The sequence below is a fragment of the Rhizobium sp. YIM 134829 genome (assembly GCF_046546455.1).
Genome location: NZ_JBKHKI010000001.1, coordinates 244442 through 265035, shown reverse-complemented (window position 1 = coordinate 265035; position 20594 = coordinate 244442). Strand labels below are relative to the sequence as shown.

20 protein-coding genes are annotated in these 20594 nt (G+C 64.6%); 7 read left to right on the top strand and 13 right to left on the bottom strand.

Annotated elements, in window-relative coordinates:
• Positions 1-2: 2 nt before the first annotated feature.
• The 3 genes from ACLE20_RS01300 to ACLE20_RS01290 are packed head-to-tail and all read right to left on the bottom strand — an operon-like array spanning position 3 to position 1897.
• Positions 3-566, bottom strand: coding sequence for a biotin transporter BioY (locus ACLE20_RS01300; RefSeq protein WP_410938441.1), 564 nt, complete (start codon positions 564-566; stop codon positions 3-5).
• A 51-nt stretch (positions 567-617) separates the two neighbouring features.
• Entirely contained in the window at positions 618-1220 is a 603-nt protein-coding gene (locus tag ACLE20_RS01295) for an energy-coupling factor transporter transmembrane component T family protein (protein ID WP_410938440.1), read from the bottom strand.
• On the bottom strand, positions 1217-1897 hold the full coding sequence (locus tag ACLE20_RS01290; protein WP_410939108.1) for an energy-coupling factor ABC transporter ATP-binding protein: 681 nt from the start codon (positions 1895-1897) through the stop codon (positions 1217-1219). The genes ACLE20_RS01295 and ACLE20_RS01290 overlap by 4 nt, the downstream gene beginning before the upstream one ends.
• Positions 1898-2008: 111 nt before the next feature.
• Here ACLE20_RS01290 and ACLE20_RS01285 point away from each other — a divergent pair, with 111 nt between their 5' ends.
• The 3 genes from ACLE20_RS01285 (at position 2009) to ACLE20_RS01275 (ending at position 3933) form a co-directional block, all read left to right on the top strand.
• Positions 2009-3199 carry a winged helix-turn-helix domain-containing protein gene (locus ACLE20_RS01285; protein WP_410938439.1) on the top strand — a complete coding sequence of 397 codons (1191 nt, stop codon included), beginning with the start codon at positions 2009-2011 and terminating at the stop codon, positions 3197-3199.
• Positions 3200-3274: 75 nt separating this feature from the next.
• On the top strand, positions 3275-3565 hold the full coding sequence (locus ACLE20_RS01280; RefSeq protein WP_410938438.1) for a nucleotidyltransferase family protein: 291 nt from the start codon (positions 3275-3277) through the stop codon (positions 3563-3565).
• Positions 3562-3933, top strand: a complete 372-nt coding sequence (locus tag ACLE20_RS01275) for a DUF86 domain-containing protein (protein WP_410938437.1) — start codon at positions 3562-3564, stop codon at positions 3931-3933. The genes ACLE20_RS01280 and ACLE20_RS01275 overlap by 4 nt, the downstream gene beginning before the upstream one ends.
• Before the next feature lie 98 nt (positions 3934-4031).
• Here ACLE20_RS01275 and aroC read toward each other — a convergent pair whose 3' ends face one another.
• Positions 4032-5132: a chorismate synthase gene (aroC, locus tag ACLE20_RS01270; protein WP_410938436.1), complete on the bottom strand. Its 1101-nt coding sequence runs from the start codon at positions 5130-5132 to the stop codon at positions 4032-4034.
• A 189-nt stretch (positions 5133-5321) separates the two neighbouring features.
• Entirely contained in the window at positions 5322-8051 is a 2730-nt protein-coding gene (locus ACLE20_RS01265; protein ID WP_410938435.1) for an EAL domain-containing protein, read from the bottom strand.
• Between the two features lie 246 nt (positions 8052-8297).
• On the opposite strand from ACLE20_RS01265, the gene ACLE20_RS01260 reads away from it, so the two are divergent.
• Complete coding sequence (locus ACLE20_RS01260; RefSeq protein WP_410938434.1) at positions 8298-8558, top strand: DUF1344 domain-containing protein; 261 nt, start codon at positions 8298-8300, stop codon at positions 8556-8558.
• A 10-nt stretch (positions 8559-8568) separates the two neighbouring features.
• Here ACLE20_RS01260 and ACLE20_RS01255 read toward each other — a convergent pair whose 3' ends face one another.
• From ACLE20_RS01255 to ACLE20_RS01240, 4 genes are all read right to left on the bottom strand, one after another.
• Complete coding sequence (locus ACLE20_RS01255; RefSeq protein ID WP_410938433.1) at positions 8569-9153, bottom strand: histidine phosphatase family protein; 585 nt, start codon at positions 9151-9153, stop codon at positions 8569-8571.
• 70 nt (positions 9154-9223) lie between these two features.
• Complete coding sequence (gene fabI, locus ACLE20_RS01250; RefSeq protein ID WP_410938432.1) at positions 9224-10042, bottom strand: enoyl-ACP reductase FabI; 819 nt, start codon at positions 10040-10042, stop codon at positions 9224-9226.
• 247 nt (positions 10043-10289) lie between these two features.
• Entirely contained in the window at positions 10290-11369 is a 1080-nt protein-coding gene (locus tag ACLE20_RS01245; RefSeq protein ID WP_410939107.1) for a DnaJ C-terminal domain-containing protein, read from the bottom strand.
• A gap of 251 nt (positions 11370-11620) precedes the next feature.
• A complete protein-coding gene (locus ACLE20_RS01240; RefSeq protein WP_410938431.1) occupies positions 11621-12067 on the bottom strand; it encodes an RT0821/Lpp0805 family surface protein in 447 nt (148 codons plus the stop codon).
• Positions 12068-12145: 78 nt separating this feature from the next.
• Between ACLE20_RS01240 and pdxH the strand changes: the two genes are divergently transcribed.
• Positions 12146-12760, top strand: coding sequence for a pyridoxamine 5'-phosphate oxidase (pdxH, locus tag ACLE20_RS01235; protein ID WP_410938430.1), 615 nt, complete (start codon positions 12146-12148; stop codon positions 12758-12760).
• On the opposite strand, the gene ACLE20_RS01230 is transcribed toward pdxH, so the two are convergent.
• From ACLE20_RS01230 to ACLE20_RS01215, 4 genes are all read right to left on the bottom strand, one after another.
• Complete coding sequence (locus tag ACLE20_RS01230; protein WP_410938429.1) at positions 12751-13824, bottom strand: polysaccharide deacetylase family protein; 1074 nt, start codon at positions 13822-13824, stop codon at positions 12751-12753. The two genes, pdxH and ACLE20_RS01230, sit on opposite strands and share 10 nt — an antisense overlap.
• A 180-nt stretch (positions 13825-14004) precedes the next feature.
• Complete coding sequence (locus tag ACLE20_RS01225) at positions 14005-14931, bottom strand: hypothetical protein (RefSeq protein WP_410938428.1); 927 nt, start codon at positions 14929-14931, stop codon at positions 14005-14007.
• Positions 14932-15216: 285 nt separating this feature from the next.
• Positions 15217-16632 carry a metalloprotease TldD gene (gene tldD, locus ACLE20_RS01220; RefSeq protein ID WP_410938427.1) on the bottom strand — a complete coding sequence of 472 codons (1416 nt, stop codon included), beginning with the start codon at positions 16630-16632 and terminating at the stop codon, positions 15217-15219.
• Between the two features lie 119 nt (positions 16633-16751).
• Positions 16752-17297 (bottom strand): invasion associated locus B family protein, encoded by a 546-nt coding sequence (locus tag ACLE20_RS01215; RefSeq protein ID WP_410938426.1) that lies wholly within the window; start codon positions 17295-17297, stop codon positions 16752-16754.
• A 635-nt stretch (positions 17298-17932) separates the two neighbouring features.
• Between ACLE20_RS01215 and coxB the strand changes: the two genes are divergently transcribed.
• Entirely contained in the window at positions 17933-18832 is a 900-nt protein-coding gene (coxB, locus tag ACLE20_RS01210) for a cytochrome c oxidase subunit II (RefSeq protein ID WP_410938425.1), read from the top strand.
• A gap of 25 nt (positions 18833-18857) precedes the next feature.
• Positions 18858-20558 (top strand): cytochrome c oxidase subunit I, encoded by a 1701-nt coding sequence (ctaD, locus tag ACLE20_RS01205; protein WP_410938424.1) that lies wholly within the window; start codon positions 18858-18860, stop codon positions 20556-20558.
• The last annotated feature ends 36 nt before the right edge of the window (positions 20559-20594 follow it).

The following is a 20594-nucleotide window of genomic DNA, read 5'->3' as shown; positions in this document are numbered from 1 at the left end:
TCTCAGGCCCGCTGCGGCAGCAGCGGGTAGCCGACCATGACGGCGCGGGCGGCGAGCGTCGCGATCACTGCCTTGACGAGATCGCCGGGGATGAAGGCGAGCGAGCCGATGGCTGCCTTTTCGAGCCCCATGCCGGTGGAGAAGGCCAGCCAGACAATGCCGAACAGATAGACGAGGCCAATGCCGCCGGCGATCGAGGCCAGGAAGAAGCCGAGCATCTGCTTGGGTGCCGGCTGGCCGTCACGCACCAGCTTTTCGGCGATCAGTCCGGTCAGGTAGGTGCCGACCACCCAGCCGGCAATGAAGCCGGCCGTCGGGCCGACGAGCACGGCAAGACCGCCGCGCCCGCCCGAGAGCACCGGCAGTCCGACGGCAACCAGCAGGATAAGCAGCAGATAGGCGAGCGCGCCGCGCTTGGCACCGATGATGCAGCCGGCCAGCATGACGCCCATGGACTGGGCGGTGATCGGCACGGGGATGAAGCCGAGCGAGATCGGCGGCAGGGCGCCGAGCGCCACGATGATGGCGGTGAAGAGGGCAATCAGCGTCAGATCGCGGGTCGACATGGCGAAGCTCCAATGTGTGCAGGGCGGCTGCGTCTATAAGCGGGTGCGGGATTACTGGCGGCGCAAAGCGCGCGCGTCAATGGCAAGGGCGACCGAATCCGCATCTTTCAGCGTCAGGATGATCAGCGGCACGATGAGCGTCGACAGGCGCGGTTGCAACCCGCGTGCCCGGTGCGCCTCGCGAATGGCGGCGTAGCGGGTCAGGATCTCCGGGACGAAGCGCAGCACCAGGCCGAAGGCGAGCGCCACATCCTGCGCCTTCAGAAGGCCGATCCGATCGAGGGGCCGGAGCAGGCGCAGGATCTCGTCCATGAAGTCGCCGAGCTCTGTCGAGGACGTCACCGCCGTCGCCAGAACGACCAGCGTCAGAAAGCGCAGCGCCGAGACGATCCCGGCCTCCGGCCCGTCGAAGAAGCTGGTGAGGAGCGCGACGAAAAGGATGGAGACGGTGAGCCAGCCGAGCCGGGCGAGGATCTCGCGGGGCGAAAGCCGCAGGCTCGCAAGCAGCCCCAGCGCGAGGAGCAGGCAGGCCGCGAGAAAGAACGGCGTGGATAAGAAGAAGACGAGAAGGCTGGCGGTGAACAGGCCGGCGAGCTTGACGCGGACGGAGAGGCGGTGGAGCGGGGTGCGCCCTTCGACATAGAGGCTCTTCATCGGAGTGCGATCCGCTCATAGCTGCGGATCGTCTCCTCCACGCCGCCATCCGCAACCAGCCGCCCCTCGTGGAAGAGCAGAACCCGCTCGAAACCCGTAAGCAGCGTCAAATCATGGGTGATGGCGATGACGGATTCCGGCAGGGCTGCGATCGTCTCCAGCACGCGGGCGCGGTTGCGCAGGTCGAGCTGATTGGTCGGCTCGTCGAGGATCAAAAGGTCAGGTGCGCCGATCAGCACGCTCGCCATGGCGACCAGCTGCGTCTCTCCGCCGGAGAGCGAATGGGCGCGCCGACGGGCAAGGTCGGAAATGCCGAAACGGGCGAGGATGGCAGACACGGCGGCCGCGGTCTCAGATTTCGGCAGGCCGCGGCTCTTCAGCGTCAAGGCGAGATCGTCTTCGACGATCGGCAGGATGATCTGGTTCTGCGGCGACTGGAAAATGAAGCCGGCCTTGGCGAGCGCCGCCTTCTCGTCCTTCGCCGTGTCGATACCGTCGATCGTCACCTGGCCGCTGCTCGGCTTCACCAGCCCGTTGATCGCGCGGGCGAAGGTGGTCTTGCCGGAGCCGTTGAGGCCGATAATCCCGATCCGCTTTTCGGTGAGCGTCAGCGACAGCGGGTGCAGCGCTATCGTCTCACCATAGCGCACGCTGCAATCGGTAAAGCGGATATCCAAACGTTTCATCCCATCGATCAAGGCCGAGCGTTGTTTAGGCGGATTGACGCGAAAGGCAACAGAGGGCGAAGCCCGGTTGATTTGCCGCCAGAACAAAGCATGATCGAAGCCATGACGATTCTTCTCACCAACCGCGATGCGCGCCGCATCTTCCTCGATCGCTTGGGCTTAAGCGACCCGCCCGGGCGCGCGCTCGGCAAGGACGGGCTGCTCGATCTCATCACACGGCTCGGCTTCGTGCAGGTCGACAGCATCGCCACGGTCGAGCGCGCCCACCAGATGATCCTGTTCTCCCGCAACCAGACCTATAGGCCGGAGCATCTGCGCCAGCTTCTCGAGGAGGATGGCGCACTCTTCGAGCACTGGACGCACGACGCCTCGATCATTCCTTCCGCTTTCTTCCGCTATTGGAAGCACCGCTTCGCCGATTATCGAGAGTCGATCCTGCCCAGGTGGCGGACCTGGCAGGCGGAGGGTTTCGAGGCGCATTTCGAGGAGACGCTGGCGCGGATCCGGACGGACGGGCCGGTGCTTGCCCGCGACTTCAAGCATGAGGATCGCCAGTCCGGTGGCTGGTGGAACTGGCATCCCTCCAAGATCGCGCTCGAATATTTCTGGCGCACCGGCGAACTCTGCATCGCCCGGCGCGAGGCCTTCCAGAAGGTCTATGATCTGACCGAGCGGGTGATGCCCGACCGGCATCGCCTGCCGGAGGTGGACCGCGAAGCCTTCACTGATTGGTGCTGCCGGGCCGCGCTGGAACGCCTGGGCTTTGCCACCCATGGCGAGATCGCCGCCTTCTTCGATCTGATTTCGCCGGAAACGGCGCGGCTTTGGGTGCAGGCGCATCAGGGCGAGCTGGTGACGGTGGTGATCGAGCCGGCGGATGGCAGCCGCCCGCGCGCCTCGCATGCGCTGGCGGGCTTTGCCGAGATGTTGGGCATGATCAAGGAACCTCCGGCCCGGCTGCGCGTGCTCAGCCCCTTCGATCCGCTGCTGCGCGACCGGGCGCGCGCCGAGCGCCTGTTCGGCTTCTCCTACCGCATCGAAATCTTTGTCCCTGAGCCGAAGCGCCAATTCGGCTACTACGTCTTCCCCCTTCTCGAAGCCGACCGGCTGATCGGCCGGATCGACATGAAGGCCAATCGGAAGAAGGGCACGTTGGAGGTGAAACGGCTCTGGTGGGAGCCGGGCGTGCGGACGAGCGCCGGGCGGACGGAGCGGCTGGAGGCCGAACTGGCCCGCGTCGCCCGCTTTGCAGGTGTGGCGGAGGTGGTGTGGCTGGAAGGGGCGCGAGGATAGAACAGGTTTTGTCGTATCGGCATTTATTGTATTGTTTATGGATCGCGTGTGACGCGCTCAAAGCGAGGTTTGACGATGAAGCCATCCGCAGAAGTCGAGAAACACCGTGACGCCATTCATGCGTTGGTACGCCGATTTCGCTTGTCGAACCCGCGGCTCGTCGGCGCTGCTTCCGGACGTGCGGACTTGGAAAGCGACGAGATCGAATTTTTGGTGGACGATCGCCCGGGTACGACGCTTCTCGATCTCGGCGGGCTAGAAATCGAGCTTGAGGATCTTTTCGGCGTGGAAGTGCATGTGCTGACGCCAGGAGGATTGCCGGAAAAGCAACGCGCGAAAGTGCTGGACGAAGCTCTCCCTGTATGACGGACAGCTATTTGATCGACCATCTGCTGCTCATGCAGGAGATGGCTATTGATGCTGAGGAGTATTGTGACAATCTCGATTGGAGCCAATTCTTAGCGGATAGGAAAACACAGCAGGCGTGCATCCTCAATCTGCTGATCATGGGAGAGTGTGCGGCGAGGATCTTGAAGGAGCATCCTGCTTTTGCAGACCTGTTCCCGCATCTTCCCTATCGGAACATGAAGGGCATGAGAAATCATATTGCCCACGGTTTCGCCAAACTGAACCTGGCGACAATTTGGTCGACGCTTAATGACTTCCTGCCAGATGTGGTTGCCCGGCTCCCTGCGGTGATAGAGGCGGCCATCCTCTACGAAAATGCAGATTGATCCTGCTTCTGCAGTCGCCTGCTGAAGTCGTTCGGTCAAGAGCAGCTCGCATTGCCGCATCGGTGCGAAGGGCGGCCAGATCGCCGGCGGACCATGCTTCAGGCGATCACCCGCCCCGTCTGCCCCCGGTCGCGCAGATAGTGATCGGCGAGGGTGCAGGCGAGCATGGCTTCGCCGATGGGGACGGCGCGGATGCCGACGCAGGGGTCGTGGCGGCCCTTGGTGCGCACGTCCACCTCCTGGCCGTCGGCATCGATCGAGCGGCGCTCGGTGAGGATGGAAGAGGTCGGTTTGATGGCGAAGCGCGCCACCACCGGCTGGCCGGTGGCGATGCCGCCGAGGATCCCGCCGGCATGGTTGGAGAGGAAGACCGGCTTGCCGTCGGCGCCGATCCGCATCTCGTCGGCATTCTCCTCGCCGGTGATGGCGGCGGCCTCGAAGCCATTGCCGATCTCGACGCCCTTGACCGCGTTGATCGACATCAGATTGGCGGCGATGTCCTGGTCGAGCTTGGCATAGATCGGCGCGCCGATGCCGGCCGGCACGCCCTCGGCGATCACCTCGACCACGGCGCCGACGGAGGAGCCTGCCTTGCGGATTTCGTCGAGATAGGCCTCCCAGACCGGCACGATCGCCGGGTCGGGGGCGAAGAAGGGATTGTTGCCGACCTCCGACCAGTCCCAGTTCGCCCGGTCGACCTTATGCTGGCCGATCTGCACCAGCGCAGCGCGCACGGTCAGTCCCGGCACCACGCGCCGCGCCAGCGCGCCGGCCGCCACGCGCGCCGCCGTCTCGCGGGCCGAGGAGCGACCGCCGCCGCGATAATCGCGAATGCCATATTTGACGTCGTAGGTGTAGTCGGCATGGCCAGGCCGATAGCGTCGGGCGATCTCGCCGTAATCCTTCGAGCGCTGGTCGGTATTCTCGATCATCATCGAGATCGGCGTGCCCGTCGTCACCAGACCGTCGCCGTCTGCCTCCGGCATGACGCCGGAGAGCACGCGCACGAGATCCTCCTCGCGCCGCTGGGTGACGAAGCGCGACTGGCCGGGCTTGCGCTTGTCGAGCTCCGCCTGAATTTCGGAGAGCGTGAAACGGATGCCGGGCGGGCAGCCATCAATGACGCAGCCAAGCGCCGGCCCATGGCTTTCGCCCCAGGTGGTGACGCGGAAGAGATGACCGAAGCTGTTATGCGACATGCTGCCGTGACCATTTGCCTGCTGCGGGCGGCCCCGACTGGCAGCGCCCGTTCTTCGGGCCACTCTCTTACCGGATAAGCGGCGAAGCGGAAATGTTTTCGCGCAGATGTCGATGAGTCTCGGTCGGGTCGCAGGTGGCCCTTAGGGTTCGCAGACAGGCGTCGCCCGGAAGCGGCAGGGCCCCGTTCGTCAGGAGGCAAGCGGCATTCCGAATTCTGCCGGGAGCATCGCCTCGGTCCGGAACCCTGATTCGGAATGCGCGAAGCGCGCGAATTCCGCCGCCGAGAGCGGCTTGGAAAGGGCATAGCCCTGCAAGGCGTCGCAGCCGAGCGTGGCCAGCATGTCCACATGCGCCAGGGTATCCACCCCTTCCGCCACCGTTTCGATGCCGAGCGAATGGCCGATCTCGATGATCGCCCTGACCAGCGCCTGCTCCCGGACCGAGGTCGTCATCGGCGAGACGAGCTGGCGATCGATCTTCAGCCGGTTCGGCTTGATCTTGAGCAGGCCGACGACGGAGGTATGGCCGGTGCCGAAGTCGTCGATGTCGATCTCGATGCCGAGCGCTTTGATGGCGGCAATGTTCTGCATGAGGATGTCGTCATCGCCATCGAGGAAGATGGATTCGACCAGCTCGAAGCAGAGCCTGCCCTGTGTGAAGGAGAGACCGGTGAGCGTTTCCGTCAGCATCGGATCGCGCAGGCGCTTGGCCGACACATTGACGGAGACCTTCGGGACGACGAGGCCGGCGGCCGTCCAGCGCGCCATATCCACCAAGGCCTTTCTTAAAACGATGGCGTCGAGTGCCGCCACGACGTTCAGGTCTTTGGCGATCGAGAGGAAGGTGGCGGGCGGGAGGATGCCGTCGCGCGGGTGTTCCCAGCGTATGAGGGCTTCCACTCCGCAGAGCGTCATCGTCTTCGCGTCGAACTGCGGTTGGTACCAGGCTGTGAACTCGTCGTTCTCGATGCCGGCGAGGATCTCGTCGCCGATGCGCTTGGTCTCGACAATATCCGACTGCAGGGTCTCGGTGAAGAAGACATGGCGGTTGCGGCCGTTCTCCTTGGCGCGATAGAGCGCGATGTCCGCATTGACGAGCAGCGCGCGCGCATCCGTGGCGGTGTCGCTGATGGCAATGCCGACGCTGACGCCGAAGCGGCAGGCAGTCCCCTCGTGATCAACGGGCTGGTGCATTGCGTCGATAATGCCCTGGGACAGGGCCGTGAGCTTGGCTTCGTCCGTTTCGGCCGTCACGATCACGAACTCGTCCCCGCCGATACGGGCGACGGTGTCATCCGGTCCTGTATGCGCCTTGAGAATGCGCGCCGCATGGACCAGCATGGCGTCGCCGGCGGCATGGCCGAGCGTATCGTTGATCTGCTTGAAACGGTCGAGATCGAGATGAAGCAGTGCGATGGCCGGTGCCGCGTTGCCAGTTCCGTCGGGCGCGCGCTGGAGAAGGCCGGTCAGCGTCCTGTCAAGCATGCGCCGATTGCCGAGCTCCGTCAGCGGGTCGTGAAAAGCGTTGTGCTCGATCCGATCCTTGGCCGCCGTCAGGGCTGCCGTTCTTTCCACGTCGTCGGTGATATCCCAGCTGATCCCGGTCACCTTCCTCTGCCCGTCGCTGGCCTGGTGGAACAAGCCGGCATGGCGAAGATACCGCGTCTTGCCCTTGTCGATGATCCGGTATTCGTCGCCATAGACACCCAGGCTGTCGAGCGTCTGCTGCAGGGCGTGCTCGGCCTGTTCCAGATCGTCCGGGTGGATGTTGGTCTTCCAGGCGTCCGCGCCTGGTCCGTTCGCCGTCGGAGACGAAGGGTCGTAGGGCAAGCCGTGGAGCTCGTACATCCACTCGTCCCAAAACCGCGTCCCCGTATCGATGTCGATTTCCCAAACGGCGAATCGGGAGGATTCCAGCGCGAGGTTGAGGCGGTGCGACATCGTCAGGAGTTCCTTGTTGCGCTGGTCGAGCGCGACGAGGGCGACCTGGCGGGCATTCATCATCCAGCCGGTGAAGAGGATCGGGACATTGGCGATCAGAGCACCGAGCAGAATGATGGTCTTCGTCAGGGTCCCGTGCGCTGGGGGCTGGTTCCAGCCCGCTTTAGGCACTCCCGCCAGTTGCCACAGGGCACCCGCGATGTTGACCTTGCGAAGCACCGCATCCGACTCGAAATCCTTCTTGACGCCGAGAAAGGGCTCCGCGTTGCGCGCCTGGATCGACATATCGCGGATGCTGATGGCGTAGGGCGCTTCGGGAAGGTTCGTCACCAGGATCCTGCCGCGCTCTGACAGGTTCTGCTGATAGCCGACAGTATCGCGGTAGATCGCCTTGTCGGCGATCAGGAGCTCCAGATAGCCCCAGAACGTCTCGACCCCCTTGGTCGTAACCGTGATCGGCACATAGGCATCAAAGCCATAGGTGCCATCCGCAAGCCGCACATGGCTGCCGATCACCGGCTTCTTCAGCGCGCGTGCCCAGTTCGATGCCGTCCGCTGGGCATAGAATCGGTCGAGCCGCCGGCCGACCCTGCGGGCTTTCTCCTCACGGGGAACAACGTCGGAGATGACGCCGTCAGGTGCTAGGCTGATTCGGAGAATCCCTGGGTTTTCGTGCATGGTGGCCGAAGCGAGAGACGCGAAACCTTCCGAGAGGAGGTTTGGATTGATTCCCGCGATTGTGCCGAGCGTCGACACCGCCGAGGTCAGTTTCTCGACATTGCTTTCCAGGCGGACGGCAACCACGTCGAGCGCGCGTTGCACGTCGCTCCGCAGCAATTCGCGGGCGTCGATGCTGCTTTGCTTGAGGTAGAGCATGCCGCCGACCAGGATGACCAAGGTCGTAATCGCGGATGGGATGAGCGATAGACGGATGATGCGCGCAAAGGTCGCCAGTCTGGTGCTGTTCGAACGATCCATCGCCGCCATCTTCAAGTCACACACAAGATGGGCATATCATAAAGATCGAATATTAATAAGACCTGTTGTAGGGGTGTCAGAACACTGCGTCTGGCTTTTTACCTTTCCCTAACCATACGGCGCCTTGTCGCGAGAATGCCGCAATCACGGCCGCAATGTCATCAGGATGGTAAATTTTCGCCACATTCCATCGCCACAACGAGCGTGTGCCGGCCTGCTGATCGAATGGTGAAGAGGGAGACAGGAATGCGTTTCGTCGTTGCGACATTGATGGCGACCGCCAGCTTCTTCTCGCCGCTGGCCGCTTTTGCGGAAAGTGCCGATGTCGAGGCGACGATCACCAGTGTCGATACCGAACGGCTGAGCCTGTCTCTCGATGACGGCAAGAGTTACCAGGCGCCGGAGGAGTTCAACTTCGAAGGCCTGAAGGCCGGCGTCAAGGTCGTGGTCTTCTATACGGAAGTCGACGGCAAGCGCGTCATCAACGATCTCGAAGTCGTCCAGTAAGCCCGCAGCGTCACAGCCAGCCGATCGTCTCGCCGTCAATCCTCAAGATACGGTCCTGCGGGATCGCCCCCATCGCCGCCTCTTCCGCACTCATCGCACCTTTGAGCTTGAACAGGCTGCGGATCACGCCGCCATGGCTGACGCAGACGGTGGGGCCACGCACGTCTTTGAGCCAGGAGGCGATGCGCCAGGAGAGGATCTCGTAGCTTTCCGCATCGTCGCCGGGCGGAATGAAATCCCATTTCGATGCGTCGCGCTCGGCGATCTTGCCGGGGGCGATCGTTTCCAGCTCTTCCAGCGTATAGCCTTCCCAATCCCCGAAGGAGACTTCCTTCAGCCGCTCGTCGGTGCGGTAGGCCGTGGGATCGAGGCCCATGGCGGCGCGCAGCAGCTCCATGGTCTCGCGCGTCCGGCCAAGCGGGCTGGCGACAAAATCATAGGCGGCAGCGCTGTCGCCGAGGACGGCCGCGAGCGCCAGACCATTGCCGTGCGCCTGGGCGCGGCCGGTGTCGTTCAGCGGAATGTCCTTCTGGCCCTGCAGGCGGATCTCGGCATTCCAGTCCGTCTGGCCGTGGCGGATCACATAGAGGGTCAAGGCGAAGTCCCGATCGGTAAGGAAGGGGGCAGGGGCCCCGCAGACGGCTGGAAAGAGGCCGGCCGCCGCGTCAGTCCTTGACGACGGCGATGTCCGGCGCATCGACGGCCTTCATGCCGACGACATGGTAACCGCTATCGGCATGATGCACTTCGCCGGTGACTGAGCGCGACAGGTCGGAGAGAAGATAGAGGCCGACATCGCCCACCTCTTCGATCGTCACGGTGCGGCGCAGCGGCGCATTATATTCGTTCCACTTGAGAATATAGCGAAAGTCGCCAATGCCGGAGGCAGCCAGCGTCTTGATCGGGCCGGCCGAAATGGCGTTGACGCGGATGTTCTTCGGGCCGAGGTCGACCGCCAGGTACTTCACGCTCGCCTCGAGTGCGGCCTTGGCGACACCCATGACATTGTAGTTCGGCATGACCTTTTCGGCGCCGTAATAGGTCATGGTCAGCAGCGAGCCGCCCTCGGTCATCAGTTTCTCGGCGCGACGGGCGACCGAGGTGAAGGAGTAGACCGAGATCTGCATGGTCTTGGTGAAATTGTCCGGCGACGTGTCGACATAGCGGCCGGTCAGCTCGTCCTTGTCGGAGAAGCCGATTGCATGGACGACGAAGTCGATCTTGCCCCAGAGCTGTTCGATATGGTCGAAGACCGCGTCGATCGTCGCCTCGTCGGAAACGTCGCAATGGCCGGCGAGCACGCCGCCGAGCTCGGCCGCGAGCGGCTCGACCCGCTTCTTCAGCGCGTCGCCCTGATAGGTGAGCGCGATTTCGGCACCCTGGGCCCTGAGAGCCTTGGCAATGCCCCAGGCGATCGATCGATTGTTGGCGACGCCCATGATGACGCCACGCTTGCCACTCATCAGACCGATTGCCTGCGTCATGGTGTCTGCCCCCAGATGCTGATTGTCATGTCGGCCAGGCGCTTCGCCCGGCGGAAATACATGGTGAACGGAACGGCCGCAGGCCCCTTGCCGCCAAGGGGAAAGGCCGGAATATGGAGGCATGGCTATGACATAGCCGCCTCAGGCGTTCAAGCGCAGCCTCTATCAGGAACTGTTAGTCTTCGTAACATTGGGTCAGAGCCGGCGACCTGCGTGCAACGCGACAGACTGCGGCCCGAGGAACAGCCTAGACGATCAGGCCGTCGCGCTGGCTCTTCATCAGGTCGAGAAGGCGCGGGTCCGGCTGGTCTGAGAGCATGATGGCGAGTTCGACGATCAGCGCGCCGCGCCCGCCCGCGCCATCCCGAAGGCCATGGCCCTCGACCCGAATCTCGCGTCCAGCGCCCGACCAGGCGGGGATGGTGACCTTGACCTTGCCGGTTGGCGTTTCGATCGTGGTTTCGGTGCCGAGCACGGCGTCCTGCAGCGGCAGGCTCAGCATGGCATGGAGGTCGAAGCCGTCCAGTCGGTAGCGCGCCTCGCGCGCGACGCGCACCTTGACGACGAGATCGCCGCGCAGGCTCCCCAGGCGAAAGCCTTCGCCCTTCAGGCGGATCTCGCTGCCCTCGGTCGTCCCGTCGGGAATGGCCACTTTCAGCGTCTGCCCGTCGGGCAGGATCGTGTCGGCGCGGCGGCGCTTGTAGATGTCCTCGATCGACACGGTCGTCTCGCAGAGGATATCGGGCACCTTGTCCGTCGCTTTCAGCCCGCCGGTCATGCCGAAGCGGCGCATCAGGGCGCCGAGGAGCTCGGCAGCCTGGGTGCTCGCGCGCGCGGTCGCACCTGGCGCAGCCCCTGGACCCGCGCCAGGCGCGGGGGCGTCGCTTAACTCGGCGGGGGCTGCGTCAGTCCTTATCTCGGGCTTTGCTTCTGCCGCTTTCTCGGTACGCGGCGTTTCGGTCCGTGCGGTCGTCGCCGGCTGGGCTGCGGCCTGCGCTGCGGATTTGCGGGCCTGGTCGGCGGCAAAGATCCGGTTCATCGCCTCCTCGGCGGTCTCCGCATCCACCGTCTCCGGCTCGTTGCGGCGCTTTTCTTCTTCCATGCGGCGCAGATCCGCTTCGCGGCGGGCGTGGTCGTAGCGGCTGCGCAGAGCGGGGTTCTTCAAGACCTCATAGGCGCGGCCGATCTCAGCGAAACGGGCGGCTGCCTGCGGATCGTCGCGGTTGTGGTCGGGATGTACGGCCTTGGCCACCTGACGCCAGGCTGCCTTGATCTCGTCCGCGCCGGCATTGCGGCGCACGCCAAGCACCGCATAGGGGTCCCGCATCGACATGTGTCTGGCTCCATTGTCCCTGCACCGGCCGTTGGCCGATACGCCATGGTTTTGGAGGCGATCATGAGAATTGCGCGCTTAATGCGGGGTTAGCTTAAACGGGTTTCGGACCCAGCCAGGCAGACGGAGCGACGCTAAGACAAAAGTTGGTAAATGGAGACTTAACAAGAGGATCGCGAATGTGGAGTATGAGGGAACATCGGCAAGTATTTGTTTACGCTTACCGTGCCTCTTCATCCATCACATCAACTGCGCGGGCCAAAACTCGTCAGCGTCCAGGCGCCACTCGGCGTGCGGCAGGTCGTGCCGTCGAATTTGGCAATGCCTTCATAGGAATGACGCGTGGTGGTGAAGGTCCGGCAGAGCTGGCCACCGGACTGGGCCTCCTCGATCCGCGAGATCACGCCATTGCTGCCCGATGCGGAGTTCGCCCAGGGGAGCGGGCTTGTCGAGCTGCCGGAAATCTCGGCGCTCTGAACGGCGCTCTGCACCGCAGCCGCGTCCGCCATGCCCGGCCCTGCCGGGGCCGAAATGGAGCCGGTGGTGCGCAGATCGACGCCGCTCGCATCGGCAAGCCCGAGCCCGTTGCCCATGCACCCCGAGAGCGACACCACCCCAACGAGCGCGAGCGCGATCGTCAGGAACCGGACTTGCGGCTTGGTGTCGGTCCTGCACTTTGCTATGTGTCCCACGGTCACCCTGTAGCAGTCCAGCGGCCCTCGTTCGAGGCCATTTGCCCTGCGAGGACCTCACTTATTCGGAAAGCGATTATGAACGGAATTGGGTTAACATCTGGTGACTTCACCGCGGCCGAAGAGCCGTTTGCGCTGTTCGGCAGCTGGGTCGACGAGGCGACGAAGAGCGAGATCAACGACCCCAATGCCATGGCGCTCGCCACCGTCGATGCCGACGGGCTGCCGGACGTGCGGATGGTGCTGCTGAAAGATTTCGACGGCCGCGGCTTCGTCTTCTACACCAATTTCGAAAGCAGAAAGGGCGAGGAGATCCTGGCGACGCGCAAGGCCGCCCTCGGCTTTCACTGGAAGAGCCTGCGCCGCCAGGTGCGGGTGCGCGGCGATGTGGAGATCGTCAGCAAGGAGGAAGCGGATGCTTACTTCCAGTCCCGCGCGCGCGGCAGCCGGATCGGCGCCTGGGCGTCCAAGCAGTCGCGGCCGCTCGAAAGCCGCTTCGCCCTGGAAAAGGCGGTCGCCGAATATACGGCCCGCTTCAATATCGGCGAGATCCCGCGTCCAGACTATTGGTCGGGCTTCCGCATCGTGCCGCGTTCGATCGAGTTCTGGAAGGACGGCGCCTTCCGCCTGCACGACCGGATCGAGTTCCGCCGAGAAGGCGATGGCTGGTCGAAGACGCGGCTTTATCCCTGATCTATGGTCCCGCCCGCCGGTTGGGCCGCGGGCCGGCGGGAGCCGAGAAACGGGATGCCGGAGGCCAGCGCCGAGACATAGGCCGGCTTCTGGTAGAGCCCATTGAGGGAAATGCGGGGCAGGGCCTCCGACGGGCAGTGACGGTCGAGGGTCCCCGGCTTGGTGGTAACGGCGAGAAGCTGCCGTTCGGCGAGCAGCGCCTTCGTGCGTTCCGACACGGCTGGGGCATCGCCATAGGGATAGGCGAAGTTTGCCGGCGCCCGGCCGATCAGGCGGGCGACATGGTCGAGCGAGGCGTCGATCTCGACGGCCGCCGCCTCGTCACTCAGCCTGCCGAGCGCCCGATGGCTCACCGTATGGCCGCCAAGTTCCGCCAGCGGATCGGCCGCGAGCTTGGCAAGTCCCGCCTCATCCAGCGTCAGGGCTTCCGCCAGCGCCAGAGGATCGATCCCCTCGCTGCGGGCCAGGGCATCGATCCGGGCGACGGCATCCGCCTCGTTTGTCCCATGCACGAAGGCCGCGAAACGGTCGAAGGCCGCCTGCTTGGCCGCGGCACTGCGGAGCGACAGCCGGGCGGGACCGCGGCCGAAATCGAATGTGAGCGCTTCGCTGCTGCGCAGCAGTACCGCCAGTGTCTCCCACCAGACCGAATGGGTACGTTCCGCAAAGCCTTTGGTCACGAAGACGGTGAACGGCACGGCATAGCGGGCGAAGACCGGCGCCGCGTGATCCAGGGTGTTGCGATAGGCATCGTCGAGCGTGAACAGGGCCACGCGTTCGTCGATCGAGGACTGGAGGTGCTGGGGCAGCTCCGACAGCGCAATGAAGCGATAGCCGTCCCGCGTCAGCTGCAGGATCGCCGCTTCCAGGAACTCGGGCGTGATCTCCAGATGCGCGTTCGGAGCGAAGTCGTTCCGACTCGCCGGCCGGACATGGTGCAGCGTGAAGATGACCCCGCGCCCGCGGGCGCTGCGACCGAACCCGGCTGCCCCGGCAATGCGCGCGGTTTCGAGGCCGGCGGTGATGACGGCGCGCTTGACGCTGCGCTTCAGACGGCTGGTCACGATCGGGCTCCTTGCTGTCATGGCAGGAAAAGACGGTGGCGAAACAGGTTTCCGATTCGCCCCCGCATGCCGGCGGACAATAGGAACAGCGACGTTAACCCCTCGTGAACAAATGCGGCAGCGCAACAAGCAAACGGGCCGCTTTCGCGGCCCGTTTTCAGTCTTCGATCGTCCGTGGGCTCAACGGGTCAGGTAGAGCTGGTCGTCATCGCGCTGCCGCCCGCCGACCACCGCGCCGATGCCGGCACAGAAGGCGCCGATCAGCATGGAAATGGCGCCGGCCAGGGCTGCGCCGGCGCTGGCCTTGCGAGCGGTATCCGCCGCTTCGAGGGCCGCCTGCTTGGCCTCATCGATGCTGCGCAGCACCGTGTCGACCCTCGTATTGGCATCGCCTTCGGACAGGCCGGTGCGTGCCGCGACGAGCTGGGCGAGATAGGCGCGGTCGCCTTCCGGGATGCTCCCGGTCGTGGCCCCATTCGCCAGGATGCGAGAGATCTCCTGCGTCGCATCGGCGGCCGAGGCGCCGGCCGGCGGTGTGCGCGGATCGGCAGGACGCAGCAGCGAATCGACGAAATAGGCCGTCGGCCCACTGCTGTCCGTTCCGTTTGCGTCGCCGGAAGCGGCGGCAGCCGTCACGGCGGTGCTTGCCGTCGCGCCGGTAACCGAGGCGGCGGCCTGGACGCCGGTGCCGATCAGCGAGGAGAGCGAGGAGGTGAGCAGGCCAAAGGCGAGGAGCGTTGCCAGGGCCCAGGCGAGAATGCCATGCGCGCTGTCGCGGAAGAAGGCCTCGTCGTTATGGACGCCGCTCCATTTGGTGCGCAGCCGCCCGGTCAGGTAGCCGCCAAAGGCAGAGGAAAGCCATTGGACGATGATCAGCCAGATGCCCGCCGACACGGCAACGGTGGCAGCGGAGGCATTGTCGTTGGACGTTGGCGAGACGAGGCTGAGACCGAGCCCGGAGCCGAGCAGCGTCATCAGCAGCGTCAGCGCCGAGGCTGCCACCGCACCGGCGATGATCGCACCCCAGCTGACGGCCGAGACGGAGGATTCGGAGGCCTGGACGGCCGCGGCTGCGGCCGGAACCGGGGTAGAGGCGGAGATGCTCATCGCTCCGCCCTCAATGCCAGAAGAGCATGATGAGCAGGATGATCGGAATCGGAACTCCGAGAAGCCAAAGCAAGATACCGCGTCCCATAGATCTCTCCCTCATCGTGATGGTTCGTGATGGAACCCTTTCAAAGGTTCGCCATCGCTAACTAAGTCACGCTGAGGAAGTTCCGGGAGATGATGCGAGAGCCTTGTTCCGCAAGGTATTTCAACGTACGGCCGTAGGACGCGCTAGCGCTGCTCCGCCTGCGCGAATCCGTCCCAGGAGCGTCGATCCGGGTCGACTCAGGCCTGGGTGCCGCCCACCGTCATGTCGTTCATGCGCAGATGTGGCTGTCCGACGCCGACCGGCACCCACTGGCCGCCCTTGCCGCAATTGCCGATTCCGGTATCGAGCGCCATGTCGTTGCCGATCATGGTGATGCGCTTCATGGCGTCCGGCCCGTTGCCGATCAGCATCGCGCCCTTGACCGGCGCACCGATCCTGCCGTTCTCGATCAGATAGGCCTCGGTGCAGCCGAAGACGAACTTGCCGGAGGTGATGTCCACCTGGCCTCCGCCGAAGGAGACGGCGTAGATGCCCTTCTTCACCGAGGAGAGGATCTCTTCAGGCGTCTTGTCGCCGCCGAGCATATAGGTGTTGGTCATGCGGGGCATTGGCACATGGGCATAGGATTCGCGCCGGCCATTGCCGGTGGCGCGCATGCCCATCAGCCGGGCATTCTGGCGGTCCTGCATGTAGCCGACCAGCTTTCCATCCTCGATCAGCACATTATAGGCGGACGGCGTGCCTTCGTCGTCGATGGTCAGAGAGCCGCGCCGTTCGCCGATCGTGCCATCATCGACCACGGTGACGCCCTTGGCCGCCACCTGCTCGCCGATCAGCCCGGCAAAAGCAGAGGTCTTCTTGCGGTTGAAGTCGCCTTCGAGCCCGTGGCCGACCGCCTCGTGCAGCATGACACCCGGCCAGCCGGAGGAGAGCACCACATCCATGGTGCCGGCCGGCGTGTCGATCGCCTCCAGATTGACGAGCGCCTGGCGCAGCGCTTCGTCGGCCCCATGCTTCCAGCTCTGCGCGGTGATGAGGTCGCCGAAGCCGCGCCGGCCGCCGAAGCCGTAGGACCCGGCCTCCTGACGATCGCCCTGGCCGGCGACCACGGAAATGTTGAGCCGCGTCATCGGCCGCACATCCTGCAGGTGCTCGCCATCGGCGCGGACGATATTGACGACCTGCCAGCTGGCGGCGATCGAGACGCTGACCTGGCGCACCTTCGGATCCTTGGCGCGCAGATAGGCGTCAATTTCGGCGAGCAGAGCGACCTTCGCCTCGAAGCTCGGCGCACCGATCGGGTTTTCGTCGCCATAGAGCCGCTGGTTGGTCTTCTGGGGTGCGGCCGCATAGCTGCCGGAATGGCCGCGCGTCACCGCCTGCACCGCATCGGCGGCGCGTGACAGGGCGGCGAGCGAGAGTTCGCCCGAATGGGCATAGCCGACCGCCTCGCCGGCGACGGCGCGCAGGCCAAAACCCTGGTCGGTGTTGAAACTGCCGCCCTTCAGACGGCCATTGTCGAAGGAGAGCTGCTCGGACTGGCTGTGCTCGACAAAGAGCTCGCCATCATCGGCACCGTTGAGCGTTGCCGCCAGCACCCGCCGCACTTGCGCCTCGTCGCCGTCGAACAGGGTGATGAGGTCGGTCGTCATGGCGCGGTCTCCGCTGAAACAAGGTCCCCGCTATGTATGCGTGCCGGGGGGAGGGGGCAAGGCTGGGTGTCGCGCGCTCCAGCCGCGGCGCGCATGCGGCTGGAGCGGCATGAGAGCCATCAAGGCAGCGCGTCGTAGCCCTCGCCGAAGCCCTTGAGTTCGACGGGGATGCCGATGCCTTCTTCGGGGGACTGGAAGACGATGAAGGTGGCCTTGGCGCCGGAGCGGAAGGTCTTCAGGAGTTCATCCTCGAGCACCACCTCGGCATAGCAGCCGTCGGAAAAGCAGCGGACGAAATAGGCGCGGCCGATATCCTTGCCGTCGACGTTCAGGCCGAGCCCGTTCGGCAGCAACACGCCGAGCGGCGCGAGCACGCGCAGGATCTTGGCCTTGCGATCGGCCGTCTTCAGCACCACGACGGAGAGGCCGAGTTCCGGCCGGTCCTCGGCGATCACATTCTGCATCAGGGCGCATTGCTCGGCCGTGGCGCCGGCCGGCTGGTCGCAGACGATCGACCAGGCGCCGTGGTTGGATTTCACCGTGCCGGGTGCGGCTGGCTGGGTCTGCTGGGCCGTCGCCGCCTGCGGTAGCGCCGCCAGAGCGGCACCGAGTGCCAGGGCCGAGAAAAGGGAAACCGGCGGGCGGAAGGGAAGGGACAGGCCCATGAAAACCTCGAAGGCTAAGAATCAGTCCGGCTATCTTTGAAGGGCCGGCGCGCAAATGGAAAGCCCCGGCCACCGGACCCGATCGCGCGCCCCGATCCCGGGTCCCTCGATCTTGAAAGGCCGGCACGATCCACTCGCCGTGATCAGGCGCCTTCGGGGCCGCGGCGCCGCACGCGTATCCGCTTCACCCCCGACATGGAAGCCACGTGTGGCCAAAATGCGGCCCGCGCGCGAATGCCGCATCTGAAGGCCGAGGCAGCCCATGGATCGCCGCGCGAAGCTGTGGCATTCTCGACCCTGAAATTCTTCGTCTTTCTCCGCTTCGCGGTCCCGTTCCGTGCCGCATGTCCCGCATGCTGGGTCGGGTCGGGCGCTCCAGCGGGAGCCTTCTGCTTTCGCGAGGCGGGAGAGGTGGATGGAGAGAGGTTGCGAGGCCTTGCAAACTGTGGTTTGAAGCGCGTGAGGTGGCGGCGGAGTCGCGCAATGCGCGTGCTGTCTGCCATCCGACACGGGTGTCGCGGCGGGAGACGGGGCGCCAGGCTGCCTATTTCCCTGGACCGGACCGCGGTCCAGGGATGTATGCAGGCGGGCCGTCCGCTGGCGCCGGCCGCTTGGGGAGGCGAATGGGGAGATCGATGATCGTGAAAAAGATGGGTTTTGCCGGCCTTCGCGCCGGATTGGCGTCCTTGGCCGGTCTCGTATCGGCGAGCGCCGCGCTTGCCGACCAGCCGGCGCCCTGGCAGACCAATCTGCAGCCGGCCGCCACGGGCATCATGGAAGAGGTCACCTGGTTCGAGCACTATACGCTTTGGTTCATCGTGCCCATCACGCTCTTCGTGCTGGCGCTGCTGGTGATCGTCGTGCTGCGCTTCCGCGAATCAGCCAATCCGACGCCGTCGCGCACCAGCCACAACCACATTCTGGAGATCGCCTGGTCGCTTGGGCCGGTGCTGATCCTGCTCTTCCTGGCCTTCCCGTCCTTCGCGCTGCTCACCAAGCAGCTGACGCCGCCGGACCAGCCGGACCTGACGGTCAAGGCGATCGGCAACCAGTGGTACTGGTCCTATGAATATGAGGTCGGCGAGACGCCGGTCACCTTCGACAGCCTGCTCCTGAAGGATGAGGACCGTGCCGGCCTTGGCAAGGACGACAGGGCCGCCTATCCGCGGCTGCTCGCCGTCGACAACGAAGTCGTCGTGCCGGTCGGCAAGACCGTACGCGTGCTCGTCACCGCCGCCGATGTCATCCACGCCTTCGCCATGCCGTCCTTCGGCGTGAAGATCGATGCCGTTCCGGGTCGCTTGAACGAGACCTGGTTCCGCGCCGAGCGCGAAGGCCTGTTCTACGGCCAGTGTTCCGAGCTCTGCGGCAAGGACCATGCCTTCATGCCGATCGCCGTGCGCGTCGTCAGCCAGCAGCAATATGACAGCTGGATTGCAGCGGCCGCCACCAATATCGGCGCGGCCAACAAGGCGCTGATGGCGTCCGTGGAGCGGGGCGAGACCGTGAAGGTCGCCGCCAACGCCGCCAAGTAAAGAGAGTTAGGGGAGCTCGACCACCATGGCCGGAACACATGCCGATCATCATCCGCTGCACGATCATGCGCACGACCACGCCCATGACCATCAGCACGACCACGCCCACAAGCCGCTGACCTTCTTCCAGCGCTGGTTCCTGTCCACCAACCACAAGGACATCGGCACGCTCTACCTGATCTTCGCGATCATCGCCGGCATCATCGGCGGCACGCTGTCGGTCTTCATGCGCGCCGAGCTGCAGGAGCCGGGCATCCAGATCTTCCACGGCCTTGCCTCGATGGTCTACGGCTTCGAGGGTGATGCCGCGATCGACGGCGGCAAGCACATGTACAATGTGTTCACCACCGCCCACGCACTCATCATGATCTTCTTCATGGTCATGCCGGCGCTGATCGGCGGCTTTGCCAACTGGATGGTGCCGATCATGATCGGCGCGCCGGACATGGCCTTCCCGCGCATGAACAACATCTCCTTCTGGCTGATCGTCCCGGCCTTCCTGCTCGTTCTCCTCTCCATGTTCGTGGAAGGTCCGGCAGGCGCCTATGGCGCGGGCGGCGGCTGGACGATCTATCCGCCCTTCTCGACGTCCGGCCAGCCCGGGCCGGCCATGGATTTCGTCATCCTCGGCCTGCACATCGCCGGCGCCTCGTCGATCCTCGGCGCAATCAACTTCATCACCACCATTCTCAACATGCGCGCGCCCGGCATGACGCTGCACAAGATGCCGCTCTTCGCCTGGTCGGTGCTGATCACCGCCTTTCTGCTCCTGCTGTCGCTCCCGGTTCTGGCCGGCGGCATCACCATGCTGCTCACCGATCGCAACTTCGGCACGGCCTTCTTCGCGCCGGATGGCGGCGGTGACCCGATCCTCTTCCAGCACCTGTTCTGGTTCTTCGGCCATCCGGAAGTCTACATCCTGATCCTGCCCGGCTTCGGCATCATCAGCCACATCGTCTCGACCTTCTCGCGCAAGCCGGTCTTCGGCTATCTCGGCATGGCCTATGCGATGGTGGCGATCGGCGCCGTCGGCTTCATCGTCTGGGCCCACCACATGTATACGGTCGGCCTGTCGCTCGACACGCAGCGCTACTTCGTCTTCGCCACCATGGTCATCGCGGTGCCGACCGGCATCAAGATCTTCTCCTGGATCGCGACCATGTGGGGCGGCTCGCTGCGCTTCGCGACGCCGATGGTCTGGGCGATCGGCTTCATCTTCCTGTTCACCGTCGGCGGCGTCACGGGCGTCCAGCTCGCCAATGCCGGCCTCGACCGCGCGCTGCACGACACGTATTACGTCGTGGCCCACTTCCACTACGTGCTCTCGCTCGGCGCCGTCTTCGCCATCTTCGCTGCCTGGTACTACTGGTTCCCGAAGATGAGCGGCTACATGTACAACGAGTTCATCGGCAAGCTGCACTTCTGGGTCATGTTCATCGGCGTGAACCTGGTCTTCTTCCCGCAGCACTTCCTGGGCCTCGCCGGCATGCCGCGCCGCTATATCGATTATCCCGATGCCTTCGCCGGCTGGAACTTCGTGTCCTCCATCGGGTCTTACATTGCAGCGGTCGGCGTGATCATCTTCCTCTACGGCGTCTTCGAAGCCTTCTCCAAGAAGCGCGTCGCCGGCGACAACCCCTGGGGTGAAGGTGCCAACACGCTGGAATGGCAGCTGTCTTCGCCGCCGCCGTTCCACCAGTGGGAACAGCTGCCGCGCATCCGTTAAGGCGGACAGCTCGGCAGACGGCCCGCTGTCACAGCA